Source organism: Neoroseomonas soli (assembly GCF_018129065.1).
GTDB classification, from domain to species: Bacteria; Pseudomonadota; Alphaproteobacteria; order Acetobacterales; family Acetobacteraceae; genus Neoroseomonas; species Neoroseomonas soli.
Genome location: NZ_JAAEDM010000023.1, coordinates 1 through 25682 on the forward strand (window position 1 = coordinate 1; position 25682 = coordinate 25682).

Genomic DNA, 25682 nt, shown 5'->3' on the forward strand with positions numbered 1-25682 from the left:
CGCTCGACGGCGCGGCCGGCCCGGTCACCGCGCCGGTCGCCATCGGCGGCACGGCCTGGGGGCCGTGGCAGCGCATCTGCCGCGAACAGACCCTGCGGCCCGGCCGGCCGCCGCAGCGCGATTGCCTGACCGTGGCGGAGGCCCGGCCGGAGGCTGGCGGCATGCGCCTCCTCCTGCAGCAGGAAGCGACGGGGCTGCGAATTTCCGCGCTCCGGACGGCCGAGGGGCGCATCGCGGAATTCGCGGCCGTGCGGACCGATGGTTCCGCCGAACCGCCCGATCCGGCGCGCGACGGCTTGGTCGCGTCCTGGCGGGACCAGTTCGCGACGCTGAGCCTCGAGCGTCGGCGCATTCCGGCGCGCGAGATCTTCGAAATGCCGATGCGCGGTTCGGCGCGGGGCATGCGGTGTCGCGCGGAAAGCACGGCGGCAATCCGTGGCCGTGCCGTCGTGGTGCTGATCTGCGGCGTCGAGCTTGCGGGCACCATGGGAAGCGACGCCGCTCCCATGGAGGTCCAGATCTCCGTACGCATGGCGGTGGATACCAACACCGGCATGTTGGTCGCGCAATCCTACGCGACCCGGATCGAGCGCTTCGCCGTAGCAGCGGACGGGCGACGCCGATCGATTGGGGTGGTGGTCACGCCGACGCGCGTGACGCTGGAATGAAACCCCAGATGGCCAAGGGTTTGACCTTTGGCCATCCGGCGTGACGCGGCGCACGGGGCCATACCCCGCGCGCCGCGGCGCGCTACTTGCGCGAGGCCTCGTAGCGCGCCTTGGTTTCCGCATTCGGCGGATAGAGGCCGGGCAGGGGGACGCCGCGCTCGACTTCCGTCATGATCCAGGCCTCGAGGCGTTCCTGTTCGACCGCGGCTTCCACCACGGCGTCGAGCATCGCCTGTGGGATGACCACGGCGCCGTCGGCATCGGCGACGATGATGTCGCCGGGGATCACGGTGACGCCGCCGCAGCCGATCGTCTCCTGCCAGCCGACGAAGTTCAGCGCGGCGACCGAGGCCGGGGCGACATAGCCCTGGCAGAAGACCGGCAGGCCGGTGCCGATCACGCCGGCGCCGTCGCGCACCATCCCGTCCGTGACCAGCCCGGCCACGCCCTTCTTCGCCATGCGGGCGCAGAGGATGTCCCCGAAGATGCCGGCCGCGGTGTTGCCCATGGCGTCCGCCACGGCGACGCAGCCTTCGGGCATGTCCTCGATCGCTGCGCGGGTGGAGCGGGGGGAGGACCAGGAATCGACGGTCGCCAGGTCCTCGCGCGTCGGGGTGAAGCGAAGCGTGAAGGCGGGGCCGACGATGCGCTTCGTGTTGCCCGGCACGATCGGGCGCGAGCCGGCGATGTAGCAGAACCGTACGCCCTTCTTGAGCAGCACGGTCGTCAGCGTAGCGGTCGTGACGCCCTCGAGGGCGGTCTTCTGGGCGGCGGTCAGGGTCATCGTGTCCTCTCCATGCGCAGGTGCGAGTGCATCGCAGGGGCCGGGTAAACGGGCAAGGGGGCAAGCCGGCGCCGCGCCGGCGGCCTCGGCGTCAGCGGGCATGCGCCACGGTTTCCGGTTGCCTGCCCGCGCCTGGCGCCGGCAACATTCGGGCGGAGGGCAGCAATCGGGCAACAGGGAGACCGGGATCGATGCAGATCAAGGTTGTCGTGGACGGCACGCTGTCAGAAACCATGGAGTTCCCGGAGACGATCCTGGCGGCGCCGGAGCCGCGCTGCCTCCTCTCGACGCGGGATCTCCTGCATTACGTGCCGGAATACCTCTGGAGCCTGCTCAACGACGCGACGAAGCCGCGCGCGGAACGGGAAGGCTGTGCGAAGCGGCGCATCGCCGAGCGTCTGATGGTCGGCGGGCAGGTGACCGAATCGACCATCCACGACGATCGCTACGACCTCAGCGTCCGGACTGCCACCGGGCACGGCGTCGGGATCGGCTTCTACGGCCGGCCGCTTCCCTGACGCCGGCGCGGCGGGCGCGTCAATCCGGGCAGGCGTCAGCCAAACCAGTCGAGCGATGCCTCCGCCGCGGCCCGCCCCAGCAGCGTTACCGAAATCCCGCCGAAGGACATCGCCACCGCCCCTTCGACATCCGCGGCGGAGGCGACCAGCCCCGCCGCCAGGGCGGGCGTCGCAACATGCAGCAGGTCCTGCTCGGGCGCTTCCACGTAGCGGATGCTCAGGCTGTCCAGCGGCACGGAGAGGATCACGCCGCCGAACGCGGCATGATCCTCGATCTCGATGTGGTCGGCGGGCAGCATGCCGGCCAGGCCCAGGCCGAGGTCCACGCGCTCGGCGTCGTATTCGAACCCGAAGGTCTGCAGCAGGTCCCCGTCGCGGTAGGTGCGGACCTGGCCAATGGTGCCCGAGTGCTTGAGGACGACGCCGCCCTCCACCACGAAGGCGCGGCCGTCGGGGTCGGAAATGCCGAGCGTCCCGGTCGGCGCGCGGATCGATCCGCCCTCGCGCACCGTGACGGCGTTGAAGCCGGTGAACTCCCCGGTGTCGGGGTCGTGCACGGCGCCCCAGGCGAGGCCGCCGTATGCCTCCGGGATCGGGGTGCCGGGCTCGAGCTCGTCGAAGGTCAGGGAGACGCTGCGCGAAGAAGGACGGAAATCGGTGATGGTCGCGGCATCGCCCGGCCGCAGCACGAAGACGTCGTCGCCGGCACCGCCGGTCAGCGTGTCGTCCCCGGTGCCGCCGGCCAGCGTGTCGTTGCCGGTGCCCCCGCGCAGCAGGTCGGCGCCCGTCCCGCCGCCGAGCCGGTCCGCCCCGCCGCCGCCGATCAGCGTATCCGCCCCGTCGCCGCCGTAGAGCGCATCCGCACCCGGGTCGACGTCCGGCGCGCCGGGGCCGGAGATCACGCCACCGACCAACAGGTCGTCCCCCGCCCCGCCCGAGAGGGTGTCGGCGCCGGCGCCGCCGAACATCGCGTCTCCTTCGGTTCCGCCCAGGCCGCTGTCGTCGCCGGCATCGCCGTGCAGCGTGTCGCGCCCCGCACCGCCGACGAGGAGGTCTGCGCCCGCGCCGCCGCGCCCGAGGTCGTCCCCGTCGCCGCCCGTCAGCGTGTCGGCGTCGGCGCCGCCCTCGAGGACATCCGCGCCGCTGCCGCCGAGCAGCAGGTCGCGGCCCTCGTCGCCGAAGAGGGAGTCGTTGCCCTCGCCGCCCAGCAGCGTGTCGTCGCCGGTGCCACCCCGCACCAGGTCCCGGTCGGCGGCACCGAGGAGCAGGTCGTTGCCGTCCCCGCCGCCGAGCGTGTCGTTCCCCGCGCCGCCCAGCAGGGTGTCGTTGCCGGCTTCCTCGCCCGGATTGGCTTCCCCGGCCGGGACGGGGCGGTAGCCGGTCCAGCCGATCACGTCGTCGCCGGCGCCGCCGACGAGCAGGTCGTCGCCATCGCCGCCGCGCAGGTCATCTGAATCCGTATAGCCGAGCAGCGTGTCGTCGCCTGTGGATCCGAGCAGCACATCCCGTCGTGCCGTTCCGTCGCGCCGGAGGCCGGTCGTGGCGGCAGCAGGCCCCGCGGACAGGAGGGCGGGCATTGCACTGCTCATTTGATGTTCTCTCCCCGGCTTGATCGGGAGGACATCACGGGCGCAGCGCGGTGTCACCCTTTACGTCGCGACGACCTCCGGCCCCAGCGGGGCGGGCGAGCCCGTGCCCCACCGCGCTGATCGGCAGCGGTACGACCGCGATCGCGCCAAGACGTCCCGCCCCTGGCAAGGGCCCGATTGGGAATGGCAGCTCTGGCCCTTATCCGGGAATGCGCCATCCGGCGCATTCCCGAACGCTCCCTGACCAGGGCCGATGCCGGACGGTCTCGTAGTCAGCGCCGGCAGTTGCCGCCGCCGCTGCGGCCGCGCGGCGATGGAACTCGTCCAGGCACGCCGCCTCATTGAAGCACGGCGCGACGATCGAGAGGGCGGGCCTGACCGGCGCCATGGTGGTCGGCTTGACTGTGGCTCAGTGCCGCGCCGCGCGGTCCTTCCTCATGCCGCGCGGCTGAGCGCGACCTCGAACTCGGCCTCGGTCTTCTCGCGCATCTCGGTTTCCGTGACGCCCGGGGCGAGTTCGGTCAGCACCAGCCGCGTCGCGCCCTTGCGCGCGACTTCGAAGACGCCGAGGTCGCTGATGACCATGTCCACCACCCGCGCGCCGGTGAGCGGCAGCGTGCACTGCTTGAGCAGCTTCGGCTTGCCCCCGGCGGTGTGCTCCATCAGCACGATCACCTTCTTCACGCCGGCGACGAGGTCCATCGCGCCGCCCATCCCCTTCACCATCTTGCCGGGGATCATCCAGTTCGCGAGGTCCCCGTTCGCGGCCACCTGCAGCGCGCCGAGGATGGACAGGTCGATGTGCCCGCCGCGGATCATCCCGAAGGACTGCGCGGAATCGAAGAATGAGGAGGTCGGCAGCTGCGTGATGGTCTGCTTGCCGGCATTGATCAGGTCGGCGTCCTCCTCTCCCTCATAGGGGAAGGGGCCGAGGCCGAGCATGCCGTTCTCGCTCTGCAACTGCACGTTCATCCCGGCGGGGACATGGTTCGCCACCAGCGTCGGGATGCCGATGCCGAGGTTGACGTAGAACCCGTCCTGCAGTTCGCGGGCCGCGCGCGCGGCCATCTCGTCGCGGTTCCAGGGCATGTGCGCTCTCCTCAGGCCTGGGATTCGGCGCCGGCGGCCGCGGCGGCCGGATGCTTGCGCACGGTGCGCTGCTCGATCCGCTTCTCGTAGCCCTGCGGGCAGACGATCATGCGCTTCACGAAGATGCCGGGCGTGTGGATCTGGTCGGCGTCGATCTCGCCGGGGCGGACCAGGTGCTCGACCTGCGCCACCGTGACCTTCGCCGCGGTCGCCATCATCGGATTGAAGTTCCGCGCCGTCTTCCGATAGACGAGGTTGCCCTCGGCATCGCCCATGTAAGCATGCACGATGGCGAGGTCGGCGACGATGCCGCGCTCCATCACGTAGGTCTCGCCGTCGAATTCGCGGATTTCCTTGCCCTTCGCCACCTCGGTGCCGACGCCGGTCTTGGTGAAGAAGGCGGGGATGCCGGCGCCGCCGGCGCGGATGCGCTCGGCCAGCGTGCCCTGCGGGTTGAACTCGATCTCGAGCTCCCCGGCCAGGTACTGGCGGGCGAATTCGGCGTTCTCCCCGACATAGGAGGAGATCATCTTGCGGATCTGCCGCGTCTTCAGCAGCAGCCCGAGGCCGGCGTCGTCGATGCCGGCGTTGTTCGAGACGACCGTGAGGTCCTTCACCCCCGATTCGCGGATCGCCTCGATCAGCAGGGCGGGGATGCCGCAGAGGCCGAAGCCTCCCGAATGGATGACCATGCCGTCGCGCAGCACGCCCGCCAGCGCTGCCTTGGCGTCAGGATAGACCTTGCCCATGGACATTCCCCGATCACGAACCGTGAGGCCTTCTCCCTACCGTTCCCTGCGCCGCGCCGAAAGGGGGCGATGCCCCCCTTGCGGGGTTTGGCGGCGGAGGTTATACGGCGCGCCTCTTCCCGGGGGGCCATAGCTCAGTTGGGAGAGCGCTTGAATGGCATTCAAGAGGTCCGGGGTTCGATTCCCCGTGGCTCCACCACCCCCGCTTTCTTCAATTAGATCAGTAGGTTAGGGCCTGTTTCCACACAGGCTTTTCCTGCATGCATGGCTGCCGGCCAGGCTGCCTTTCCAGGCCGACAATCCGACACAAGGACCCTCCCGCCACACCCAAGCAGGGCAAGGCAGCGGGTTCCGTCTCTACACTCCGCCACGCGCAATGGCCGCCGAGGCCCACGCAAGGGCGCATAGGTCAGGGCAGCAAGGTACGCCTGGGCCTTCGGCGAAGACGCCGCGCCGAGTTGCGAGGCCCGCAAGCCAGGCGGGTGCATCACGCCAGGCGCGTACGGCCGCCCCGGGCCGCGATCCCGGGGACCGGCGTGCGTGCGATGCGCGTCAGATCGCCCGCGCCAGTTCGTGGCCCTGGTACACTGCCTCCAACGCCGTGCGCGGCGCCAGGCAGTCGCCGATGGGCTTCACCGGCACGCCGAGCGCCTTCAACTCCGCCAGCAGGCCATCATTCGCGATGCGGTGGCGCGCGACGACGAGGCCGGTGAAGCCCGGCAGATCCTCCACCTCTCCGGTGGAGACATCCTCCACGGACAGCCGCGCACCGTCCCAGCGGTGCACCTTGCGCAGCAGCGCAAGCCGCACCTTGCGTTCCCGCAACCGCTTCAGGTTGCCGAGCGTGCTGTAGATCGTCGTGCGCCAGGCGAAGGCCGCCGCCGGCGTGAACACCGTCACTGACCTGCCGAGGTCGGCGAGATACTCGACCAGGCCCAGCGTGCTGAACTCACCCGTCAGGTCGTGGACCGCAATCGTCGTCCCGAGCCGCTCCGGCGCCTCGGTGGCTTCCTCGAGCGTCAGGCTCAGCCCGGCATCGGAGACGGGCGACGGCGCATTGACCGATCCGGTGGCGAGCACGACCTGGTCGGCGCCAAAGGCGGCGATCGCCTCGACGGTTGCGGTGCGGCCGGTTTCCACCTGGACGCCATGGCGCGCGAGCACCGCGGTCTGGGCCTCGACGAGGCGCAGGAATTCCCGCCGCTTCGGCACGCCCTCGAGCCAGGCGAGCTGACCGCCGAGCCTCGCTCCGGCCTCCCACAGCGTGACCCGATGGCCACGTGCCGCGGCGACGCCAGCAGCCTCGAGCCCGGCCGGACCGCCACCGACCACGAGCACGCGCTTCGGTTGCGCGGCGCGGTCGTGCGCCGGCTCCGCCCAGACGCCTTCCATGCCGGCCATGGGATTCACCAGGCAGCGGATCGGAACGTTCTTCTCCAGCATGCCGGCACAACCCTGGTTGCAGGCGATGCAGGGGCGGATCTCCTCCGCGCGCCCTTCGAGCGTCTTCCGCACCAGCGCGGGTTCCGCGATATGCGCGCGGGCCATGCCGATGGCGTCCGCATCCCCGGCGGCCAGCGTCGCTTCGGCCTGCGCGAGCGAGTCGAAGCGGCAGACGGCGAAGACCGGGGTATCGAAGCCCGCGCCTCGCAGCGTGGCACGGATGGCGCGCGGCAACTCGCGGAACGGCGCGACGTCGAAGGCCATGTCGGCGATCTGCGTCGCCAGCGAGTAGCTGCCGTGGTAGGCGGCGTGGGAGACGTTGACGAAATCGACCTTCACCGCCTGCGCCATGGCGGTGACGACCTGCAGCATCTCGTCGAGATGGAGGCCGCCTTCGACATACTCGTCGCCGCTGACGCGGATGCCGAGGCAATAGTCGCGGCCCACCGCCTCCCGCACCGCGCGCAGCACGGCGAGCGGGAAGCGCATGCGGTTCTCGAGCGAGCCGCCGAATTCGTCCGTCCGCTGGTTGGAGAGCGGCGAGAGGAACTGCTGCAGCAGGTGCCCGTGCGCGATCTGCAGCTCGATCCCGTCGAACCCCGCGGCGACCAGGTTGCGCGCGGTGACGACGTGCCCCTCGGTGGCGGCCGCCATGTCCTCGAGGTCCATCGGGCGCGGCGGCGCGGCCGTCGTGGTCCAGGGAATGGCCGAGGCACCCCAGGACACCGTGCGCTCGAAGTCGCCGTCGATGTGCCGGCCGAGGTGGATGATCTGGCCGAGGATCTTCGCACCTTCCGCCTGCACGGCGGTGACGATGCGGCGGAAGGGTTCGATGCAGGCCGGATCGAAGCCGCAGACGGCGGGCGGGCGGCCAAGGGAGTTCCGGTGGACGCGGATGGACTCGAAGATGATGGCACCGACCCCGCCGCGCGCACGGGCGAGGTGGTAGTGCAGGTGCCGCTCGCTCGGCATGTGGTCGTGGCCGAAATTCGTGGTGTGCGCGGGGACCAGGATGCGGTTCCGGAAGGTCAGGCCACCGACCCGGAGCGGCTGTTGCACATGGGGGAATTCGGCCGTCATCCTGTGTTCCCTTCGTTGTCCGTATCCGCCGGCAAGGCCGACCTTGCCCGAACCGGCCCGTTTCCCGGCAAGCCTGTATCAATTGACGGACAGAATGCTGTCTCTGTAGCGTGACAAGCGTCAAGGATGCTGCGGCAGGCAGGCAAACCGGACGCCAGGGAGCAATGCGTGAGCGCCGCGATCGAGCCCAACAAGGCCCGCCGCCTCTACCTCCTGCTGCGCGACCAGATCGCGAGCGGAAGGCTGGCCGACGGGGCGCGCCTGCCGGGCGAGCCGGCGCTCGCGGTCGAGCACGGCATCTCCCGCGTCACCGCGCGGCGCGCGATCGACCTGCTGGCGAACGAAGGCCTGGTGCGCCGGCGTCCCGGCTCCGGAACCTATGTGCGCGGCCAGGCCGGGCCACGGCCGATGGTGGCCGATTTCGCCGACCTGTTGTCCGGGCTGATCCAGATGGGGCGGAGCACGGATGTCCGGCTCCTCGCCTTTGAATACGCGCGGGTCGCGCCGGGGATCGCCGAGGCCCTGGGACTCACGCCCGAGGAGCGCGTGCAGCGTTCCGTGCGCGTCCGCCTGCTCGATGGCGCGCCCTTCTCCTACCTCACCACGCATGTGCCGGAGCGGATCGGCCTGACCTACACGGAAGGCGAGCTTGCGGCGACGCCGCTGCTCGAACTGATGGAACGCTCCGGTCTGTCGGCCGAGCGTGCAACGCAGGAGATCAGCGCGTCGCTCGCCGGCCCCGAAGTGGCCGACGCGTTGCAACTCGACGTCGGCTCGCCGCTCATTTCCATGACGCGCGTGGTCTATGATGCCTCGGGCCGCGGCATCGAGCATCTCCACGCGCTGTACCGGCCGGACCGCTACTCGTTTCGCATGGACCTCCTGCGTACCGGCGATGCCGGGGCGCGACGCTGGGCGCCCGCAGCGGAGGGTCCCGCCAAGCCAAGGCAGCAGGCCAGTTCCACGACTGCCGTCGTCGACAGGAGAGGATCACGATGAAGACGTTCCAGGAAACGCTGTCCCGCCGCGCCCTGATGTGCGGTACGGCGGCAGCCACGGCGCTGCTCGCTGCGCCCGGCGTGCTGCGTGCGCAGGCACCGGTGGTGAAGATCGGCGTGCTCCAGCCCGTGACGGGCGCGCTCGCGAACGATGGCGACCTCGGTCGCCTCGGCGCCGAGTTCGCGATCGAGGACCTGAACGCCGCTGGCGGCATCAAGGCGCTGGGCGGCGCGCGGCTCGAGATGGTGTTCGGCGACAGCCGCTCGAACCCCGAGGCCGCGGCGCAGGAAGTCGAGAAGCTGAACAACGAGGGTGTCTGCGCCATCGTCGGCGGCTTCGCCAGCGGCCTCGCGGCCACCGCAACGCAGGCCGCGGCGCGCTACAACCTGCCCTACATGATCGACAGCGCCGTCGCCGACCAGCTCACCGAGCGCGGGCTGCCCAACACTTTCCGCTTCGGCCCCAGCTTCTCCATGGCCACGGCGGTCGCGCTGCAGAACCTGGTGCGGCTGAACGACAATGCCGGCAAGCCGGCCCGCACGGCGGTCATCGTCCACGAGGACGGCCTCTTCGGTAGCGGCCTCGCCCGGCTGATGCAGGCGGAACTGCCCAGGCTCGGCTTCGAGATCCTCGAGACCATCTCCCACCCGACCCCGGCGCGCGACATGTCCAACGTCGTGCTGCGCATCCGTTCGCTGCGGCCGGATCTGGTGATTCCCTCGCACTACTACGGGGAGTTCGTGCTGATGGCGCGCACCCTGCTGCAGCAGCGGGTGCGGCCGAAGGGCATCTACGCGATCTTCGGCGGCGCCGCGTCCAGCCTGCGCTTCGTCAAGGAGTTTCCGCAGGCGGCCGACGGCGTGATGGACTGCAACCACTGGCACGACCCGAAGAACCCCGCCGCGGTCGCGCTGCGTCCGCGCGTCGAGGCCCGTGGCCGCAGCTACGCCTACAACGTTCCGATCAACTACGGCGCGGTCCACCTGATCGCGGAAGCGCTCGAGAAGGCGGCCAGCGCCGATCGCGCGAAGATCATCGAGACGCTGAACACCCAGGCCTTCGGCAGCTCGGTGATGCCCTATGGCGAGGTGCGCTTCCGCAACGGCCAGAACACGAGCGCCCTGCCGCTCAACACCCAGGTCCAGAACGGCGACGTCAAGGTCATCTTCCCCGAGCGCTACGCCGAGGTGCGGCCGGTCTTCCCGGTTACCGGCTGACCTCCCTGCCGTCGGGCGGCCGCGCGCCGGCCGTCCGCCCGCAACACCCTGAAGCCCGAGGGCGGATGTTCCCCACCGAGATCCTGCTGGAGGCCCTGCTGAACGGCCTCATGACCGGGGCGATCTATGCGCTCATCGCGCTTGGGCTCACGCTCGTCTATGGCGTGCTCCACATCATCAACTTCGCGCATGGCGCGTTGCTGACCTGCGCGATGTTCCTCGTCTGGGGTGGTTTCGCGCTGGTGGGTCTCGATCCCTATGTCGCGCTGCTGCCGGTGGTGCCGCTGATGTTCGCGCTGGGCTACGGCGTGCAGCGCTGGGTGATCGGGCCGGCGAGCCATGGGGAGGACAACAACATCCTCCTCGTCACCCTGGGCCTCTCCATCATCCTCGAGAACGCACTGCTCGCCGTCTTCCGGTCCGACACGAGGACACTGCAGACGGACTACGCCTTCGATGTGGTGCCGGTCGGGCCGCTGCTGCTCTCGACGCCGCGGTTGATCGGCGCCGCGGCGACGCTGGTGGTGACGGGGCTGCTCTGGCTGCTGCTCAACCGCACCGACACGGGCAGGGCGATCCGCGCCGTGGCGCATGAGAAGCTGGGCGCGCAGCTCGTCGGCATCGACGTGCGGCACATCTACGCCGTGACATTCGGCATCGGTACGGCCTGCCTCGGCGTCGTCGCCTGCCTGCTGATGCCGATCTTCTATGTGAACCCGCGCAGCGGCGGCGTCTTCGTGCTGGTGGCCTTCACCATCGTGGTGCTGGGCGGCATGGGTTCGGTGCCGGGGGCGCTGCTTGGCGGGCTGCTGATCGGCGTCGTGGAGAGTTACTCGGCGCTCTATTTCGGGGACAGCCTCGGCCAGCTCGGCATCTTCGTGATCTTCATACTGGTGCTGCTGTTCCGTCCATCGGGCCTGTTCGGGGCACGCGCATGACCCTGCGCGACGTCCTGCCGCACTTGGGCTTCCTGTTCGCGCTCGCCGTGGTGCCGTATCTCGGTGTCTCCGGGCCGACGCTGAACTTCCTGATCGCGGTGCTCATCGTCGCGCTGGCGGCGCAGGGGTGGAACGTGCTCGGCGGATTCGGCGGGCAGTATTCCTTCGGCCATGCCGCCTTCTTCGGTAGCGGCGCCTATGCCACCGCGATCCTGCAGGTGCAGCTCGGCTGGGGCGCGTGGGTGGGGCTTGGTGCCAGCCTTGTCGTCGGCGCCATCGTCGGCCTGGCGATCGGCTTTCTCAGCTTCCGGGCCGGGCTTCGCGGATCCTATTTCGCGCTGGTCACGCTGGCCTTCGCCGAGGTGCTGCGGATCGTCGCCAATGCCGCGGGCTTCACCGGCGGTGCGGCCGGGCTGCTGATCCGCCTGCAGCCGGGCTTCGAGAACCTGCAATTTGCCGACCGGCGGCACTTCTACCTGCTCGTGCTCGGCTTCGTCGGCGTGGCGCTGATCCTCTCGCGTTGGCTGGAGCGCTCCCGCTTCGGCGCGCACCTGGTCGCGGTGCGGGAGAACGAGGAGGCCGCGAAGGCGCTCGGCGTCGACACGCTGCGCGTGAAGCTCGGGGCCATCGCCCTGTCGGCCGCGATCACGGCATGCTCGGGCTGCCTCTACGCCCAGTACTACCTCTACATCGACGCCAACGTCGCCTATGGCACCTGGATCTCGGTGGAGGCGCTGCTCGCGCCCATCGTCGGCGGCATCGGGACCGCCTTCGGCCCGCTGGTCGGCGCCCTGGCGCTGCATGGCGTCGGCGAGGCGACGAAGCTGCTGGCCGGCGGGCGTCCGGGCCTCGACCTGGTCGTCTTCGGCGGCTGCCTGATCCTCGCCATCGCCTTCGCCCCGCGCGGCATCGCCGGCCTCGCGGCGCGGGTGCTCCAAAGCCGGTCCGCAGCGCGGGAGGGCCGCTGACATGCTGGTGGTGGAAGGCCTCACCAAGCGCTTCGCCGGGCTGCTGGCGGTCAACAACGCCTCCCTGTCGGTGGCCGAAGGCTCGATCACCGGCCTGATCGGGCCGAACGGCGCGGGCAAGACGACGCTCTTCGCCATGGCCTCCGGCTTCCTGGCGCCAAGTGCCGGCCGCGTCCTCTTCACGGGGGAGGACATCACGACGGAAGCGCCGCACCGCCGCGCCCGCCGTGGCATCGCGCGCACCTTCCAGATCGTGAAGCCTTTCGCCGGGCTGTCGGTGCGGGAGAACATCGCCGTCGGCGCCTATCTGCGCCACCCGCAACGCGCCGAGACGCTGGCGAGCGCGACATTGATCGGTGAACGCTTGGGCCTAGGCCCGCAACTCGACAAACCCGCCGCAAGCCTGACGGTCGCCGGCCGCAAGCGCCTCGAGGTGGCGCGCGCGCTCGCGACGGAACCGAAGCTGCTGCTGCTGGATGAGGTCCTGGCCGGCCTCAACCCTGCCGAGATCCGCGACATACTCCCGCTGATCCGTGCGATCCGCGACGAAGGCGTCACCATCTTCCTGATCGAGCACATCATGCAGGCGGTGATGACCCTGTGTGAAACCGTGCATGTGCTGGCGCGCGGGGAGATCATCGCCGTCGGCCCGCCCGACATGGTCTGCGCCGATCCAAAGGTGATCGAAGCCTACCTCGGCCCCGGCGCCGCGGCGCGGCTGAACGCGGCGGAGGCCCCCCGTGCTTGAGATCACGGGCCTGCGTGCCGGCTATGGCGGCACCGAGGTGCTGCGCGGCATCGACATGCAGGTGGCGGCCGGCGAGGTCGTGGCCGTGCTCGGCGCCAACGGTGTCGGCAAGACCACGCTGAACAAGGTGATCTCCGGCGTCGTGCCGGCACGCGCCGGCGAGGTGCGCTTCGACGGCCGGCGCATCGACCGCGCGCCGGCGGCATCCATCGTCGCGGCAGGCCTGGTTCACGTGCCGGAGGGACGGAAGATCTTCCCGCAGATGTCGGTGCGGGAGAACCTCGAGCTCGGCAGCTACCGCCGCGCGCGCACGCGGCGCAGCAGCAATATCGAGCGTGTCTTCACCATCTTCCCGCGGCTGCGCGAACGCACGCGCCAGGCCGCGGGCACGCTCTCGGGCGGTGAGCAGCAGATGCTGGCGATCGGCCGCGGGCTGATGGCCGAGCCGCGGCTGCTGATCCTCGACGAACCCTCGCTCGGCCTCTCGCCGCTGCTGGTGGAGGAGATGTTCATCCTGGTGCGCCGGCTCAGTGCCGAGGGGCTGACGGTGATGCTGGTGGAACAGAACGTGGTGCAGTCTCTGGAGATCGCCCACCGGGCCTACATCATCGAGAACGGTGCCGTGGCCCTGTACGGCACCGCGGCCGAGCTGCTTGCCGGGCCCGAAGTCAAGCGCGCCTATCTCGGCCTCTAGAGACGACAGAAGGGGCGCGCCTGGAGCGCGCCGACAGGAAGAACGCCATGAGCCTGAAGCAAGCCCCGCAGGGCGGACGCCTGGTGATGTCCCCGGCCGGCATCGCCGGTGTCCTCGCGCGCACGGTGCAGGACCACGATCGCGCCCTCGCGGGACATGGCCACAACCAACCTGTTCGGCGCCGCATGTTCGAACTCGGGGCGCCGGACGCGTTGATCGGCACGCCGAGGATGCTGGCATCCGGCCAGGATGACGGGCGCTTCGGCGCCGCGTTGAAGGGAGGCCGGGCATGACTGCGATCGATCCCGTCACCCTCGCCATCCTGAACGGAAGGCTGGAGCAGATCGCGGACGAGATGGACGCGACGCTTTACCGCTCCGCCTTCAACCCGATCATCGCCGAGGCGCGCGACGCGTGCCACGGCCTCTATCACGCCGAGACCGGCGACACGCTGGTGCAGGGCACGAAGGGCTTGCCGATCTTCGTCGGCGCCATGTCCTTCGCCGTGAGGTCGGTGATCGCGAAGGTGGCGCGCGAGGGCGGATTGCAGCCAGGCGACACCTTCCTGTTCAACGACCCCTATGACGGCGGCACGCATCTCAACGATTTCCGCCTGGTGCGGCCGGTCTTCCGCAGCGGGTCGCTGTTCTGCTGGCTCGCCTCGGTCGGCCATTGGGTGGATATCGGCGGCAACGTGCCGGGCGGCTACAACCCCAAGGCCACGGAATGCTTCCAGGAAGGCGTGCGCTTCCCGCCGGTGAGGCTGGTGGCGGCGGGCGAGATGCGGCAGGACGTGCTCGACATCATCGCCGCCAATTCGCGCCTGCCGATCTCCAACTGGGGCGACCTGAACGGCCAGCTCAATGCGCTCGACCTCGGGGAGCGGCGCTTCCACGCGCTGCTCGACGAGTACGGCGACGCCACCGTCTCCGCCGCCTTCGACGCCTTCTCCACCCGCGCCGAGGCGCTGATGCGCTCCGCCATCCAAGCCCTGCCCGACGGCACCTACAGCTTCGAGGACTACCTCGACAATGACGGCATCACCGACGAACGGCTGACCATCGCGCTGGACCTGACGATCAGGGGCGATGCGATGGTGCTGGACTTCTCCCGCTCCTCGCCGCCGCCGCAGGGGCCGATCAACATCTCCTACGCGACCAGCGTCGCGGCCTGCTACGTGGCGCTCAAGCACGTCTTCACCGCCGTGCCGGCAAATGCGGGCTGCCTGCGACCGATCGACTTCGTCATTCCCGACACCACGCTGCTCGGCGCCAAGGCGCCGAAGCCGATGGCGGGCTACACGGAGACGATCCTGCGGCTGATCGGCGTTGTCTTCGGCGCGCTGGCCGAAGCCGACCCTGCGCGCGCCACCGCCGCACCCTTCGGCACCATCAACGCGCTCTCGCTGGCCGGCCACCGCGGGGACGGCAGCCGCTGGGTGATGTTCTCCTTCTTCGGTGGCGGATTGGGCGGCAATCCTGAATCGGACGGGCTGAACCACGCCAACAACCCGATCTCGACGGCGACCATCCCGCCGGTGGAGATCCTGGAAGCCGCCTATCCGGTGATGTTCACCCAGTGGGCGCTGCGCCCGGACAGCGCGGGCGCCGGCGAGCATCGCGGCGGTCTCGGTGCGATCTACGAGATCGAGGTGCTGACCGATGCCGACGTCTTCCTGCTCGGCGAACGCGGCAAGGTGCCGCCCTTCGGCGTGTTGGGCGGCGAGCCTGCGGCGACCAACCGATTCACCTGGGACACGGCCGAGGGCAAGGCCAGCCCGCCACTCGTCTCCAAGGTGACGGACGTGAAGATCAGGGCGGGTCGGCGCGTGCGATTGGAAACCCCGGGCGGCGGCGGCTGGGGACCGCCGGCGCAGCGAGATCCGGAGAAGGTTCGCCGCGACCTGCGGCTCGGCTTCATCACGCCGGCAGCGGCTCGGCGCGACTACGGCGTGGAGAGCGAGGCATGAGTGCGATCGTCGGCGTGGACGTCGGTGGCACCTTCACCGACCTGTTCTTCTACGACGAGGCCGCGCGGCAGTTCCGCACTGCCAAGGTTCCGTCCAACCGTGGCGACGAGGCCGTGGGATTCCTCGCGGGCCTGCGGAGCTTCGGCCCGGTGGCGCGGCTCTCCTCGATCGTGCACGGCACGACGGTCGGCACCAATGCGTTGCTGGAGCGCAAGGGCGGGCGCATCGGCCTGATCACCACCGCCGGCTTCCGCGACGTGCTGGAGATGCGCCGCCGCGACCGCCGCCACACCTGGGGCCTGTGGGGCGACTTCGTGCCGGTGGTCGAGCGCGACATGCGCCTCGAGGTTGCGGAGCGCACGCTGGCCGACGGCACGCTGCGCCGCGCGGTGGATCCGGCCGAGGTCGCCGCCGCCGCACGCGCGCTGCTCGGGCGGGGGGCAGAGGCGCTCGCGATCTGCTTCATCAACGCCTATGCCAATCCGGCGAATGAGCTCGCCGCGCTGGAGGCAGCGACTGCGGTCTGGCCGAACGGCAACATCGAATGCTCGGCGCGGATCCTGCCGGAGATCCGAGAGTTCGAGCGGACCTCCACCACCGTGTTGAATGCCTATCTCCAGCCGGTGGTCGGCGGCTACCTGGCCAAGCTCGATGCCGCGCTGCAAGGAGAAGGCTTCTCGGGCCGCTTCCACATCGTGCAGTCGAATGGCGGCGTGATGTCCACCGACACGGCGCGGCGGCTGCCGGTGCGCACGGCGCTCTCGGGTCCTGCGGCGGGTGTGATCGCCGCTGCCGCCATCGCGCGCGCGGCGGGCTTCCCGAACGTGATCACCGGCGACCTCGGCGGAACCTCCTTCGACGTGTCGCTCGTGGTGGAGGGCGCGACCGCACTCGCGGCGCAGACCACGATCGATTTCGGCCTGGTGGTCCGCACGCCGATGATCGAGATCACCACCATCGGCGCCGGCGGCGGCTCCATCGCGCATGTCGATGCCGGCGGGCTGCTCCAGGTCGGCCCGGAAAGCGCCGGCTCCCGCCCCGGGCCGGTCTGCTACGGCCAGGGCAATACACGCCCGACGCTGACGGATGCCAATGTCGTGCTCGGCCGCATCAACGCGGAGCGCCCGATCGGCGGCAAGCTCGCGCGGCTGGACCTGGAGGCCGCGCGCGCGGCGATCGCGAGACATGTCGCGGAACCGCTCGGCCTTGAGGTCATGGCGGCGGCGGAAGCCATCGTGCGCGTCGCCGACGCGCGCATGGCGGGCGCGATCCGCCTGGTCTCGATCGAGCGCGGCCATGATCCGGGGCGTTTCGTCGCCGTGCCTTTTGGCGGAGGCGGCGCGCTGCATGTCGGCGCGCTGATCAAGGAGGTCGGGCTGAAGGGCGCGCTGGTGCCGCGCTATCCGGGTGTCACCTCGGCGCTGGGCTGCGTCATCGCCGATATCCGGCACGACCAGGTGCAGACGCTGAACCTCTCGCTGGGCGGCATGGATGTGGCGGCTCTGGACCGGCGCATGGTGGCCGAGGCCGTGGCGGCGCGCGCCGTGGTGGAGGCCGCCGGGCTGACGGTGGAGGGCATCGACACCGTCTTCGAACTCGACATGCACTACCAGGGCCAGACGCACACCGTCGCCGTGCCGCTGCCCGTCACGATGGACCACGGCACCACCGGCGTCAGCGAGGCCATCATCCAGGCGGCCTTCGAGAAAGCCTACCGGCGCAGCTTCAGCCGCCTGCTGCCCGGCGTCGGCATGCGCATCGTCAACCTGCGCACCGCCGCCATCGGCCGCCGGCCGCATTTCGACCTGGCCGCCTTGGCCCCGGGGGCGGAAGCCTCGATGGAGGCGGCGCGCCTTGGCAGCCGCCAGGTCTGGTTCGCCGGCCAATGGCACGAGGCTGCGGTCCACGACCGCCTGCTGCTGCCCATCGGTGCCGAGGTGCACGGCCCCGCCGTGCTGGAACAGCCCGACGCCACGGTGCTGATCGACCCGGATCTGAAGGCGCGGGTGGATGCGCTGGGCAATGTGATCGTCGAACGCCTGGGAGAGACCGCATGAGTGCCGAACCGATCCCCGTCAACCGCACCGCGCTGCTGATCGTCGATCTGCAGAACGACTTCCTGCACCCGGACGGCGCCTATGGCCGTGCCGGCCAGGGCGCGCCGGAGATCGCCGAACTGCCGGAGAAACTGAAGCCGCTCGCCGATGCGCTGCGTGCGCGCGGCGGCTGGGTCGTCTCCACCCAGTTCACCCTGGTGCCCGCGAAGCGCGGGGAGCCCATCATCTCCCCGCATCTCAGGCAGCTGCGCCCCTTCCTCACGCACGGCGACTTCGAGCCCGGCAGTTGGGGCCATGCGCTGGTGGACACGCTGCAGCCGGCGGATCTCTCGGTGGAGAAGGTCGCCTACTCGGCCTTCTACATGACGCGGCTGGAATGGGTGCTGCGGAAGTGCGGCATCGAGAAGCTGCTGGTCGGCGGTATCGTGACGAATGGCGGTGTCGCCTCCACCGTGCGCGACGCGCATGTGCGCGACTTCGACGTGACGGTGATCGAGGATGGCAGCGCCGCCTTCTCCCCCGCCACGCACAAGACCGCCATCGAGGCGCTGCGCCCGGTCTGCCGCGTGGCGGACATCGCGACGCTGGTGGCCGAGGTCTCCGCGGCGTGACCATCCGCCCCGCCGGGGAGGCCCGATTCGGGGCCTGTGTGCCGGTCGTGGTCGTGGGCGCAGGCGCGGCGGGCCTGGTCGCCGCCCTCTCCGCTCAGGAAGCCGGGGCGGATGTGCTGCTGCTCGAACGCGACGCAGTGCCGCGCGGCTCGACGGCGCTCTCCGCCGGGCTGATCCCGGCGGCAGGCACGCGGTGGCAGCGCGCGGCAGGGGTGGAGGACACGCCGGAGGACTTCGCCGCCGACATCATGGCCAAGGCGGCCGACGAACCTGACCGGGCGCTGGTGGCCCTGCTGACCACGCACATCACGCCGACGCTGGAATGGCTGCACGAGGCGCACGGCCTCGGCTTCTCGCTGGTGACGGATTTCCGCTACCCTGGCCATTCCGCCCTTCGCATGCACGGCCTGCCGAGCCGATCCGGCGAGGCGCTGGTCGACGCGCTGCGCAGCGCCGCCGAAGCCGCCGGCATTCCGCTGCTGTGCGAGACGCAGGTGGATTGTCTCTTCGCCGCCGCCGACGGCCGCATCGCCGGCATTGGCCTGCATCGCCCGGACGGTTCGCGGGAAGAGATCGGTTGCGATGCGCTGGTGCTCGCCTGCAACGGCTATGGCGGCAACCGGGAACTCGTCGCGGAGCACATCCCCGCCATGGCCGATGCGCTCTATTTCGGCCACCCCGGCAACCAGGGCGACGCACTGCTCTGGGGGCAGGCGCTGGGCGCAGCGACGCGCCATCTCTCGGGGCATCAGGGCCACGGCTCGGTGGCGCAGCCGCACGGCATCCTCATCACCTGGGCCACCATCACCGAGGGCGGCGTGCAGGTGAACGCCGAGGGCCGTCGCTTCTCCAACGAGGCGCACGGCTACTCCGAACAGGCCGCGGTCGTGCTGCGCCAGTCCGGTGGTGTCGCCTGGACCATCTTCGACGGACGCATCGCCGGCATTGCCCGCCAGTTCGAGGATTTCCGCAAGGCCGAGGAAGGCGGCGCCATCCTGCGCGCCGACACGCCGGAGGCCTTGGCCCTTCGGCTTGGAATTCCGACCGAGGCGCTGGTGGCGACGCTGGCCGAGGTGGCCGCGCTGAAGCAGGCGGGCGGCACGGATGGTTTCGGCCGCCGCTTCGTGGACATACCGCAGTTGGCCGCGCCGTACTGCGCCGTGCGCGTCACCGGCGCGCTGTTCCACACCCAGGGCGGGCTGGTGGTCGATGACGCGGCGCGGGTGCTTTGCCCGGACGGTTCGGCGCTGCCCAACCTCTATGCCGCGGGTGGGGCGGCCTGTGGCGTCTCCGGTGCGGGACCGGCGGGCTATCTTTCCGGCAACGGGCTGCTGGCCGCGATCGCGCTGGGGCGCGTCGCGGGCCAGGCGGCGGGCCATCAGGTCTGTCGGTAAGGACCGGGGCCAACGACCGACCGCCTACGCCGTTCGACAAGGTCCGGGGCATGCATGTCGTCGGCCGTGATCACACCGGCAGCGGCGCCCCCGGGCTGCCGGCCTGCGCCGCGCGCAGGATCGCCGCGGCGTCGAGGCCGTAGGTCCCGTAGAGTTCCGCGATGCTGCCGCTCTGGCCGAAGGCGTCGACGCCGAGCGCCTTCACCCGGTGCCCCTCGACGGAACCGAGCCAGCCTAGGCCGGCCGGATGCGCATCGGCCACCGTCACCAGGCAGCAATGGCGCGGCAGCGGGCGCAGCAGGCGCTCCACCGGGCTCGGCGCCGGCGCCGAGCCCGCCATGCGCGCCGTCTCGGCGTCGCGCCATCCGGCGAAGAGCCGGTCAGGGGAGGTGACGGCGAGCACGCCGACATCGCGGCGATGCTCCGCGAGTAGGCCCGCGGCCGCGATCGCCTCCGGCGCCACCGCGCCGCAGAACGCGATCGCGACCGCGCAGTTCGGCCCGGGCGGGCGCAGCCAATAGCCGCCGGCGACGATGTCCTCGGCCAGTGCCGGCGTGATGTCGCGCCGCGGCTGCTCGATGCTGCGCGTGGACAGGCGCAGATAGACCGATCCGCCCTCACTGCCGTCCCGCTGCACATGCCCCAGCGCCCAGCGCATGATGACGCCGAGTTCGTCCACGAAAGCCGGTTCGTAGGATGAGAGCCCCGGCTGCGCCATGCCGATCAGCGGCGTGCCGATCGACTGGTGCGCGCCGCCTTCCGGCGCGAGCGTGATGCCCGAGGGCGTCGCCGCCAGGATGAAGCGCGCATCCTGGTAGCAGGCGTAGTTCATCGCATCGAGCCCGCGCGCGATGAACGGATCATAGAGCGTGCCGACCGGGATCAGCCGCGTCCCGAAGATGCTGTGCGACAGGCCGAGGGCGGAGAGCATCAGGAACAGGTTCATCTCGGCGATGCCGAGCTCCAGGTGCTGCCCGCGCGGCCCGGCTTCCCAGCGATAGGCGGAGGGGATCTTCGCCTCGCGGAAGAGGTCGTGCCGCGCCTCCTGCGCGAAGAGCCCGCGCCGCCCCACCCAGGCGCCGAGATTGGTGGAAACTGTGACGTCGGGGGAGGTGGTGACGATGCGTTCGGCGATCGGCGCATCGCTGCGCGCCAGCGCGTGCATGAATTGCCCGAAGCCGGCCTGGGTGGAGGCCTGGGCCTGCTTCTCGATCGCCAGCGTCTCCGGCACCGGCAGGGCGGGCGCGGTGGTGCGGCGCGGGCCGCGCGCATTGAAGGGCACGCGCGCGAGGAAGCCGCGCAGGTCCGCCTCGGTGATGCCGAGGCCCTCGGCGATGTCCCATTCATGGCCCGGCCGGATGCCCATGCCGACGCGCCAGGCGTCCATCTGCGCGGGGTTCATCAGCCCGGCATGGTTGTCCTTGTGGCCGGCGAGCGGCAGGCCGAAGCCCTTGATGGTGTAGGCGAGGAAGCAGACCGGCCGGTCATGGTCGATGCTGCGGAAGGCATCGAGCAGCAGCCCGAGGTCATGGCCGCCGAGATTGGTCATCAGCCGCGCCAACTCGTCGTCGCTGCGCCGCGCGAGCAGCGCGCTGACATCGCCCTGGTCGCCGAGGTCCTCGAGCAGCCGCTCGCGCCAGGCAGCGCCGCCGCGGAACACCAGCGCGGAATAGAGCTGGTTGGGGCAGGCATCGATCCAGTCGCGCAGCCGCGTGCCGCCCGGCTCGGCGAAGGCGGCCTGCAGCAGGCGGCCGTATTTCAGTTCCACCACCTCCCACCCCATGGTGGTGAAGGCGCCCATGATCTTGTCGTTCACGCCTTCGCCGATCACGGCGTCGAGGCTCTGGCGGTTGTAGTCCACCACCCACCAGGTGTTGCGCAGCCCGTGGCGGGACCCTTCGAGCAGGGCCTCGTAGATGTTGCCCTCATCCATCTCGGCGTCGCCCACCAGCGCCACCATGCGGCCTTCCGGCGTGCCGTCGCCCCAGCCATGCAGGCGGACGTAGTCCTGCACCAGGCTCGCGAAGATGGTCTGCGCCGCGCCCAATCCGACCGAGCCGGTGGAGAAATCCACGTCGTCCACGTCCTTGGTGCGCGACGGGTAGGACTGCGCGCCGCCCAGGGCGCGGAACGCCTCCAGCTTCTCGCGCGTCTGGTTGCCGAGCAGGTACTGGATGGCGTGGAACACCGGGGAGGCGTGCGGCTTCACCGCCACGCGGTCCTGCGGGCGCAGCACGGCGAAGTAGAGCGCCGTCATGATGGTGGCGATCGAAGCGGACGACGCCTGGTGCCCGCCGACCTTCAGCCCGTCCGCCGAGGGGCGCAGGTGGTTGGCATGATGGATCATCCAGGCCGAGAGCCAGAGCACCTTGCGATCGACTTCCGCGAGCAGCCGCTCCTCCTCCGAGTGCTGCCGCACGGATGTGGTGGCGAGGCCGATCTGGTCGAGCATGGCGCGTATCCCCTGCGCGGGATGCTTCCTCCCCGCGTGCAGGCCGATCCTGGCGGAGCGCGCGTGGGAATGGCTTGCAAACTTGCCGCGCCGGCGCGCAAATCTGGCAAATCCATCCGGAAGTGGACAGGAATGCGGAAAACAGTCGCGAACGATCTGCTCGACCCCCTCAGCGTCCGGATCATCGAGCAGATGCAGGAGAACAGCGACCTCGGCCTGGCCGAGCTGGCCGAGGCGATCGGCACCACCCCGTCCTCCTGCTGGCGTCGGCTGGACGAGTTGCGCAGCCGCGGGGTGATCCGCCGCTCGGTCGCCGTCGTCGATCCCGAGGCGATCGGCCTCGCCGTCAATGTCTTCGTGCAGGTGACGCTCGAGAAGCAGAACGAAGCCGCGCTGCGCGCCTTCCAGACGCGGATCGCGCGGCGGCCGGAGGTGATGGAGTGCTACCTGATGAGCGGCGACTCCGACTACCTCCTGCGCGTGGTGGTCGAGGACCTGTCGAAGTACCACCGCTTCGTGGTCGATCACCTGACGACGATCCCCGGCGTCGCCAACCTGCGGTCGAGCTTCGCGCTGGAGCAGGTGAAATACACCACGGCCCTGCCCACCGGCCATCTGCACCAGCCCGAGCCGGAGAAGCCGCCCGCGCGCAAGCGGCGTTCCGCCCGGAGCGGCTGAGGGGGCGCCTCAGAGGACCAGGATCGTCTCGAGCGCGGCACGCAGATCGGCGGGCAGCGGCACGGGCCGGCCGGTGTCGCGCGAGACGTAGACGTGGATGAAGTGGCCCTCCGCCGCGGCGGTGGCGTCCTCGCCGCCGAAGATGCCCACTTCGTAGCGCACGGAGGACGTGCCGATGCGCGCGACGCGGATGCCGGCGGTGATCTCCACGGGGTAGGCGAGCGGCCGGAAGTAGCGGCAGCCGGTCTCGACCACCAGGCCGATCACCGGGCTCTTCTGGATGTCGAGCACGCCGCTGCGGATCAGCCACATGTTCACGGCGGTGTCGAAGAAGGAATAATAGGCGACGTTGTTGATGTGGCCGTAGGCGTCGTTGTCCGACCAGCGCGTGGTGATCGCGACGTGCTGGCGGTAGTCGGCGAGCGTGCCGGGGGCGGGACGGTCGGTCATGGCGCCGGCGCCCGTCGTGCAGGAGATTGTCGCGGCATCCGTATGCTCCTTCCCTCGGCCCGGCCTGCGTCACCGGACATGCAGGAAGGATCACGGCGAGCGGGGTGGGATCAAGAGGGCCGGCCGGGGCCGCTCCCTCGGCCTAGCCGGCTGGGGGCGATGGGTGCATGCTTCGCGGCGATGGTTGCGGATCCCCTGCCGCCCACCCGACGGCCGCCCGCATGAGATCGCCCGAGCCGACACCCAGCGAGAGGACCGCCCTGTCGGCGCTTGAACTGCGCCTCGGGCACCTGCACGTGCGGCAGCGGCTCGGTCTCGAGCACGACTACGAGACGCACGTCTTCCGCAAGGGGACGCATTTCTTCCATCTCGAGAACTGGTACTCGGTACATTCGTTCATCCGGGCGGCGCTCTGGCTCGTCGGCCTGCACGGCCGCGGCCGGCGCAACGCGCGCACCATCGAACTGCGCGAGAACGTCGTCCTGATCCCCGGCCTGCCGGAAGCCTTCGAGGACTACACCATCCTCCAGCTCTCCGACCTGCATCTGGACATCAGCCCGGGCTTCACGGAGGTGCTGGTCGAGCGCACCCGCGCCCTGCGCTACGACCTTTGCGTGCTCACGGGGGATTACCGGGCGCGCACCTTCGGCCCCTTCGCCGCGGCGCTCGAAGGGCTCGCGACGCTGCGGCCGCACCTGGACGGCATGGTCTACGCCATCCTCGGCAACCACGATTCCATCCGCATGGTCCCGGCGATGGAGGCCATGGGCTACCGGATGCTGCTCAACGAATGCGTGAGGCTCGTCCGCGGCGGAGAGGCCATCTACCTGGCCGGCATTGACGACGCGCATTTCTACCGCATGGACAACTTCCACCGCGCGGCGCACGACATCCCGCGCGACGCGATCTCCATCCTGCTGTCGCACACGCCGGAGACCTACCGCCACGCCGCGCATGCGGGGTTCAACCTCATGCTCTCTGGCCACACGCATGGCGGCCAGATCTGCCTGCCCGGCGGGGTGGCGGTGCTCACCGACGCGGACAGCCCCCGCAGCCTGGTGCGTGGGCCATGGAGCTACCACGGGCTGGCCGGATACACCTCCGCCGGCGCGGGGTCCTGCATCGTCGATGTGCGCCTGAACTGCCCGCCGGAGGTCACGCTGCATCGGCTGCGGCGGGCGCCTGCCGCCTGAACGGGCGTCCGTCAGCGTGGCCGGCCGCTCGCGCCGATCAGTGACAGCAGGCGCGACAGGACCAGGTCGAGGATGGTGAAGGCCACCAGCACGACGAGGATGTCGGGCACGGAAAGGCCGAGCGCGGACCGCAGCAGCAGCATCGGCAGCAGCGCCTCCGGCACCTGATCGATGCCGGGCGCCTCGGCGTGCGGGGCAAGGCCGAGCCGGCGCTTCACGAAGCTCGAGAACAGATCGCCGGCCATGGCGGCGGCGGCGGCGAGGAAGCCGGTCGCCATCTCGAAGCCCAGCACCGGCGCGACGGCGCTGGTGCAGGCGAGTGCGGCGGCGATGCCGCGTATCGTCTTGGACGTGCCGAAGAGCGGCCGCCCGTCCCGCCATGCCCCCCCGCGGTCGAGCGGCGCGTCGCGCCACCGGCCGAGCAGCCACCCCGTCACCACCGGCGCCCCGTTGGCCACCGACAGCAGCAGGAGAACCCGCAGCACGAGGATCGGATCGATGATGGCCATCGCGGCAAGCATAGACCCGGCGGGCGGCATCTTTGACAGCGGGTGGGGGGTGGGCCTATCGTCATTCGACAAGGAGAAGGCAATTCTCCAAGGAGAATATGAGAACATTGGCCAAGGAAGTCGGCGCCGTCGTCGCTGCCACGCGCATCCTGCGCTTCCTCGCCACGCACCGCCGGCCGGCGGGCGTGACGGAGGTGGCGCGCAGCCTCGCGCTGAACCCCTCCACCTGCTTCAACATCCTCCGCACCCTGACTGCCGAGGGGCTGGTCGCCTTCGACCCGGCCACCAAGGCGTATTCGCCGGGCCTGGGGCTGGCGGAACTCGCTGCCTCGGCGCTGGACGGCGTCGGCGCGGTGCGTGTGGTGCGCCCGCATCTCGAGGCGCTGGCCGACCGCTTCGGCGTGACCATGACGCTGTGGCTGCGCGCCGGCCCCGACCGCGTGGTGCTGGTGGACCGCGCCGAGGGCAGCGCCATGATCCGCATCCACATGAGCATCGGCCAGCGCCTGCCGATGCTGATCGGCGCTCTCGGCCGCTGCATGGCGGCGCATGCCGGGCTCGCCGAGGAGGAACTCGCGCGGCGCTATGCGCTGCTGCGGTCGGACGCGCTGCCGCCCTTTGCCACCTTTCTGCGCCAGGTCGCGCAGGCGCGGCAGCAGGGCTACGCGGTCGATACTGACAACTTCGTCTCCGGCATCACCACCGTCTCCGCAGCGGTGCGCGACGGGGCGGGGCTGCCGGTAATGGCGATCTCGGCCGTCGATCTCTCCGCGCGGCTGGACCGCGCCGCCACGCGCCGCCTCGGCGCCGCCATCGCCGCGGCAGCCGAGGAAGTGGGCCGCGCCCTCGGCGCGCGCCCCCCCGCCATCCTGCCAGCCGCCTGAG

At 70.5% G+C, this 25682-nt stretch carries 24 protein-coding genes and 1 tRNA gene; 17 read left to right on the plus strand and 8 right to left on the minus strand.

Annotated features, from left to right (window positions below):
• Positions 1 to 668: hypothetical protein (locus tag GXW76_RS10675; protein WP_211862006.1), on the plus strand; the 668-nt coding region annotated here is incomplete at its 5' end.
• An 82-nt stretch (positions 669 to 750) separates the two neighbouring features.
• Here the strand turns inward: GXW76_RS10675 and GXW76_RS10680 are convergent.
• Positions 751 to 1452, minus strand: a complete 702-nt coding sequence (locus GXW76_RS10680; protein WP_211862007.1) for a ribonuclease activity regulator RraA — start codon at positions 1450 to 1452, stop codon at positions 751 to 753.
• 191 nt (positions 1453 to 1643) lie between these two features.
• On the opposite strand from GXW76_RS10680, the gene GXW76_RS10685 reads away from it, so the two are divergent.
• On the plus strand, positions 1644 to 1970 hold the full coding sequence (locus tag GXW76_RS10685) for a hypothetical protein (protein ID WP_211862008.1): 327 nt from the start codon (positions 1644 to 1646) through the stop codon (positions 1968 to 1970).
• A 35-nt stretch (positions 1971 to 2005) separates the two neighbouring features.
• Here GXW76_RS10685 and GXW76_RS10690 read toward each other — a convergent pair whose 3' ends face one another.
• The 3 genes from GXW76_RS10690 to GXW76_RS10700 all read right to left on the minus strand — a co-directional run bounded on the left by GXW76_RS10690 (position 2006) and on the right by GXW76_RS10700 (position 5397).
• Positions 2006 to 3547, minus strand: a complete 1542-nt coding sequence (locus GXW76_RS10690; protein WP_211862009.1) for a calcium-binding protein — start codon at positions 3545 to 3547, stop codon at positions 2006 to 2008.
• 447 nt (positions 3548 to 3994) lie between these two features.
• The gene (locus tag GXW76_RS10695; RefSeq protein WP_211862010.1) at positions 3995 to 4648 is read right to left on the minus strand and encodes a CoA transferase subunit B; all 654 of its coding nucleotides are present in this window, start codon (positions 4646 to 4648) and stop codon (positions 3995 to 3997) included.
• Positions 4649 to 4659: 11 nt separating this feature from the next.
• Positions 4660 to 5397 (minus strand): CoA transferase subunit A, encoded by a 738-nt coding sequence (locus tag GXW76_RS10700; protein WP_211862011.1) that lies wholly within the window; start codon positions 5395 to 5397, stop codon positions 4660 to 4662.
• Positions 5398 to 5520: 123 nt separating this feature from the next.
• Here GXW76_RS10700 and GXW76_RS10705 point away from each other — a divergent pair.
• Positions 5521 to 5596: transfer RNA gene (locus GXW76_RS10705), tRNA-Ala, on the plus strand.
• 353 nt (positions 5597 to 5949) lie between these two features.
• On the opposite strand, the gene GXW76_RS10710 is transcribed toward GXW76_RS10705, so the two are convergent.
• The gene (locus GXW76_RS10710) at positions 5950 to 7920 is read right to left on the minus strand and encodes an oxidoreductase (protein WP_211862012.1); all 1971 of its coding nucleotides are present in this window, start codon (positions 7918 to 7920) and stop codon (positions 5950 to 5952) included.
• Between the two features lie 168 nt (positions 7921 to 8088).
• Here GXW76_RS10710 and GXW76_RS10715 point away from each other — a divergent pair, with 168 nt between their 5' ends.
• From GXW76_RS10715 to GXW76_RS10765, 11 genes are all read left to right on the plus strand, one after another.
• A complete protein-coding gene (locus tag GXW76_RS10715) occupies positions 8089 to 8919 on the plus strand; it encodes a GntR family transcriptional regulator (RefSeq protein WP_211862013.1) in 831 nt (276 codons plus the stop codon).
• Positions 8916 to 10136 (plus strand): ABC transporter substrate-binding protein, encoded by a 1221-nt coding sequence (locus GXW76_RS10720; RefSeq protein WP_211862014.1) that lies wholly within the window; start codon positions 8916 to 8918, stop codon positions 10134 to 10136. Before GXW76_RS10715 ends, GXW76_RS10720 begins: the two co-directional genes overlap by 4 nt.
• A 65-nt stretch (positions 10137 to 10201) precedes the next feature.
• A complete protein-coding gene (locus GXW76_RS10725) occupies positions 10202 to 11074 on the plus strand; it encodes a branched-chain amino acid ABC transporter permease (RefSeq protein WP_211862015.1) in 873 nt (290 codons plus the stop codon).
• A complete protein-coding gene (locus GXW76_RS10730) occupies positions 11071 to 12042 on the plus strand; it encodes a branched-chain amino acid ABC transporter permease (protein ID WP_211862016.1) in 972 nt (323 codons plus the stop codon). The genes GXW76_RS10725 and GXW76_RS10730 overlap by 4 nt, the downstream gene beginning before the upstream one ends.
• Position 12043: 1 nt before the next feature.
• The gene (locus GXW76_RS10735; protein WP_211862017.1) at positions 12044 to 12790 is read left to right on the plus strand and encodes an ABC transporter ATP-binding protein; all 747 of its coding nucleotides are present in this window, start codon (positions 12044 to 12046) and stop codon (positions 12788 to 12790) included.
• Entirely contained in the window at positions 12783 to 13484 is a 702-nt protein-coding gene (locus GXW76_RS10740) for an ABC transporter ATP-binding protein (RefSeq protein WP_338150937.1), read from the plus strand. The genes GXW76_RS10735 and GXW76_RS10740 overlap by 8 nt, the downstream gene beginning before the upstream one ends.
• A 47-nt stretch (positions 13485 to 13531) precedes the next feature.
• Positions 13532 to 13777, plus strand: coding sequence for a hypothetical protein (locus GXW76_RS10745; RefSeq protein WP_211862018.1), 246 nt, complete (start codon positions 13532 to 13534; stop codon positions 13775 to 13777).
• The gene (locus GXW76_RS10750; RefSeq protein WP_211862019.1) at positions 13774 to 15453 is read left to right on the plus strand and encodes a hydantoinase B/oxoprolinase family protein; all 1680 of its coding nucleotides are present in this window, start codon (positions 13774 to 13776) and stop codon (positions 15451 to 15453) included. Before GXW76_RS10745 ends, GXW76_RS10750 begins: the two co-directional genes overlap by 4 nt.
• Positions 15450 to 17510: a hydantoinase/oxoprolinase family protein gene (locus GXW76_RS10755; RefSeq protein ID WP_211862020.1), complete on the plus strand. Its 2061-nt coding sequence runs from the start codon at positions 15450 to 15452 to the stop codon at positions 17508 to 17510. Before GXW76_RS10750 ends, GXW76_RS10755 begins: the two co-directional genes overlap by 4 nt.
• Positions 17507 to 18121 carry a cysteine hydrolase family protein gene (locus GXW76_RS10760; protein WP_211862021.1) on the plus strand — a complete coding sequence of 205 codons (615 nt, stop codon included), beginning with the start codon at positions 17507 to 17509 and terminating at the stop codon, positions 18119 to 18121. The genes GXW76_RS10755 and GXW76_RS10760 overlap by 4 nt, the downstream gene beginning before the upstream one ends.
• Positions 18118 to 19515, plus strand: coding sequence for an FAD-dependent oxidoreductase (locus tag GXW76_RS10765; RefSeq protein WP_211862022.1), 1398 nt, complete (start codon positions 18118 to 18120; stop codon positions 19513 to 19515). The genes GXW76_RS10760 and GXW76_RS10765 overlap by 4 nt, the downstream gene beginning before the upstream one ends.
• A 70-nt stretch (positions 19516 to 19585) precedes the next feature.
• On the opposite strand, the gene GXW76_RS10770 is transcribed toward GXW76_RS10765, so the two are convergent.
• Positions 19586 to 21967, minus strand: a complete 2382-nt coding sequence (locus tag GXW76_RS10770) for a transketolase (RefSeq protein ID WP_211862023.1) — start codon at positions 21965 to 21967, stop codon at positions 19586 to 19588.
• A gap of 132 nt (positions 21968 to 22099) precedes the next feature.
• Here GXW76_RS10770 and GXW76_RS10775 point away from each other — a divergent pair, with 132 nt between their 5' ends.
• A complete protein-coding gene (locus tag GXW76_RS10775; protein ID WP_211862024.1) occupies positions 22100 to 22645 on the plus strand; it encodes an Lrp/AsnC family transcriptional regulator in 546 nt (181 codons plus the stop codon).
• A gap of 9 nt (positions 22646 to 22654) precedes the next feature.
• Here the strand turns inward: GXW76_RS10775 and GXW76_RS10780 are convergent, their stop codons facing one another.
• Complete coding sequence (locus tag GXW76_RS10780) at positions 22655 to 23095, minus strand: acyl-CoA thioesterase (RefSeq protein ID WP_211862025.1); 441 nt, start codon at positions 23093 to 23095, stop codon at positions 22655 to 22657.
• 221 nt (positions 23096 to 23316) lie between these two features.
• On the opposite strand from GXW76_RS10780, the gene GXW76_RS10785 reads away from it, so the two are divergent.
• On the plus strand, positions 23317 to 24288 hold the full coding sequence (locus tag GXW76_RS10785) for a metallophosphoesterase (RefSeq protein WP_211862026.1): 972 nt from the start codon (positions 23317 to 23319) through the stop codon (positions 24286 to 24288).
• A gap of 11 nt (positions 24289 to 24299) precedes the next feature.
• Here the strand turns inward: GXW76_RS10785 and GXW76_RS10790 are convergent, their stop codons facing one another.
• Positions 24300 to 24797: a CDP-archaeol synthase gene (locus GXW76_RS10790; RefSeq protein ID WP_211862027.1), complete on the minus strand. Its 498-nt coding sequence runs from the start codon at positions 24795 to 24797 to the stop codon at positions 24300 to 24302.
• A gap of 107 nt (positions 24798 to 24904) precedes the next feature.
• Here GXW76_RS10790 and GXW76_RS10795 point away from each other — a divergent pair, with 107 nt between their 5' ends.
• The gene (locus GXW76_RS10795; protein WP_211862028.1) at positions 24905 to 25681 is read left to right on the plus strand and encodes an IclR family transcriptional regulator; all 777 of its coding nucleotides are present in this window, start codon (positions 24905 to 24907) and stop codon (positions 25679 to 25681) included.
• The last annotated feature ends 1 nt before the right edge of the window (position 25682 follow it).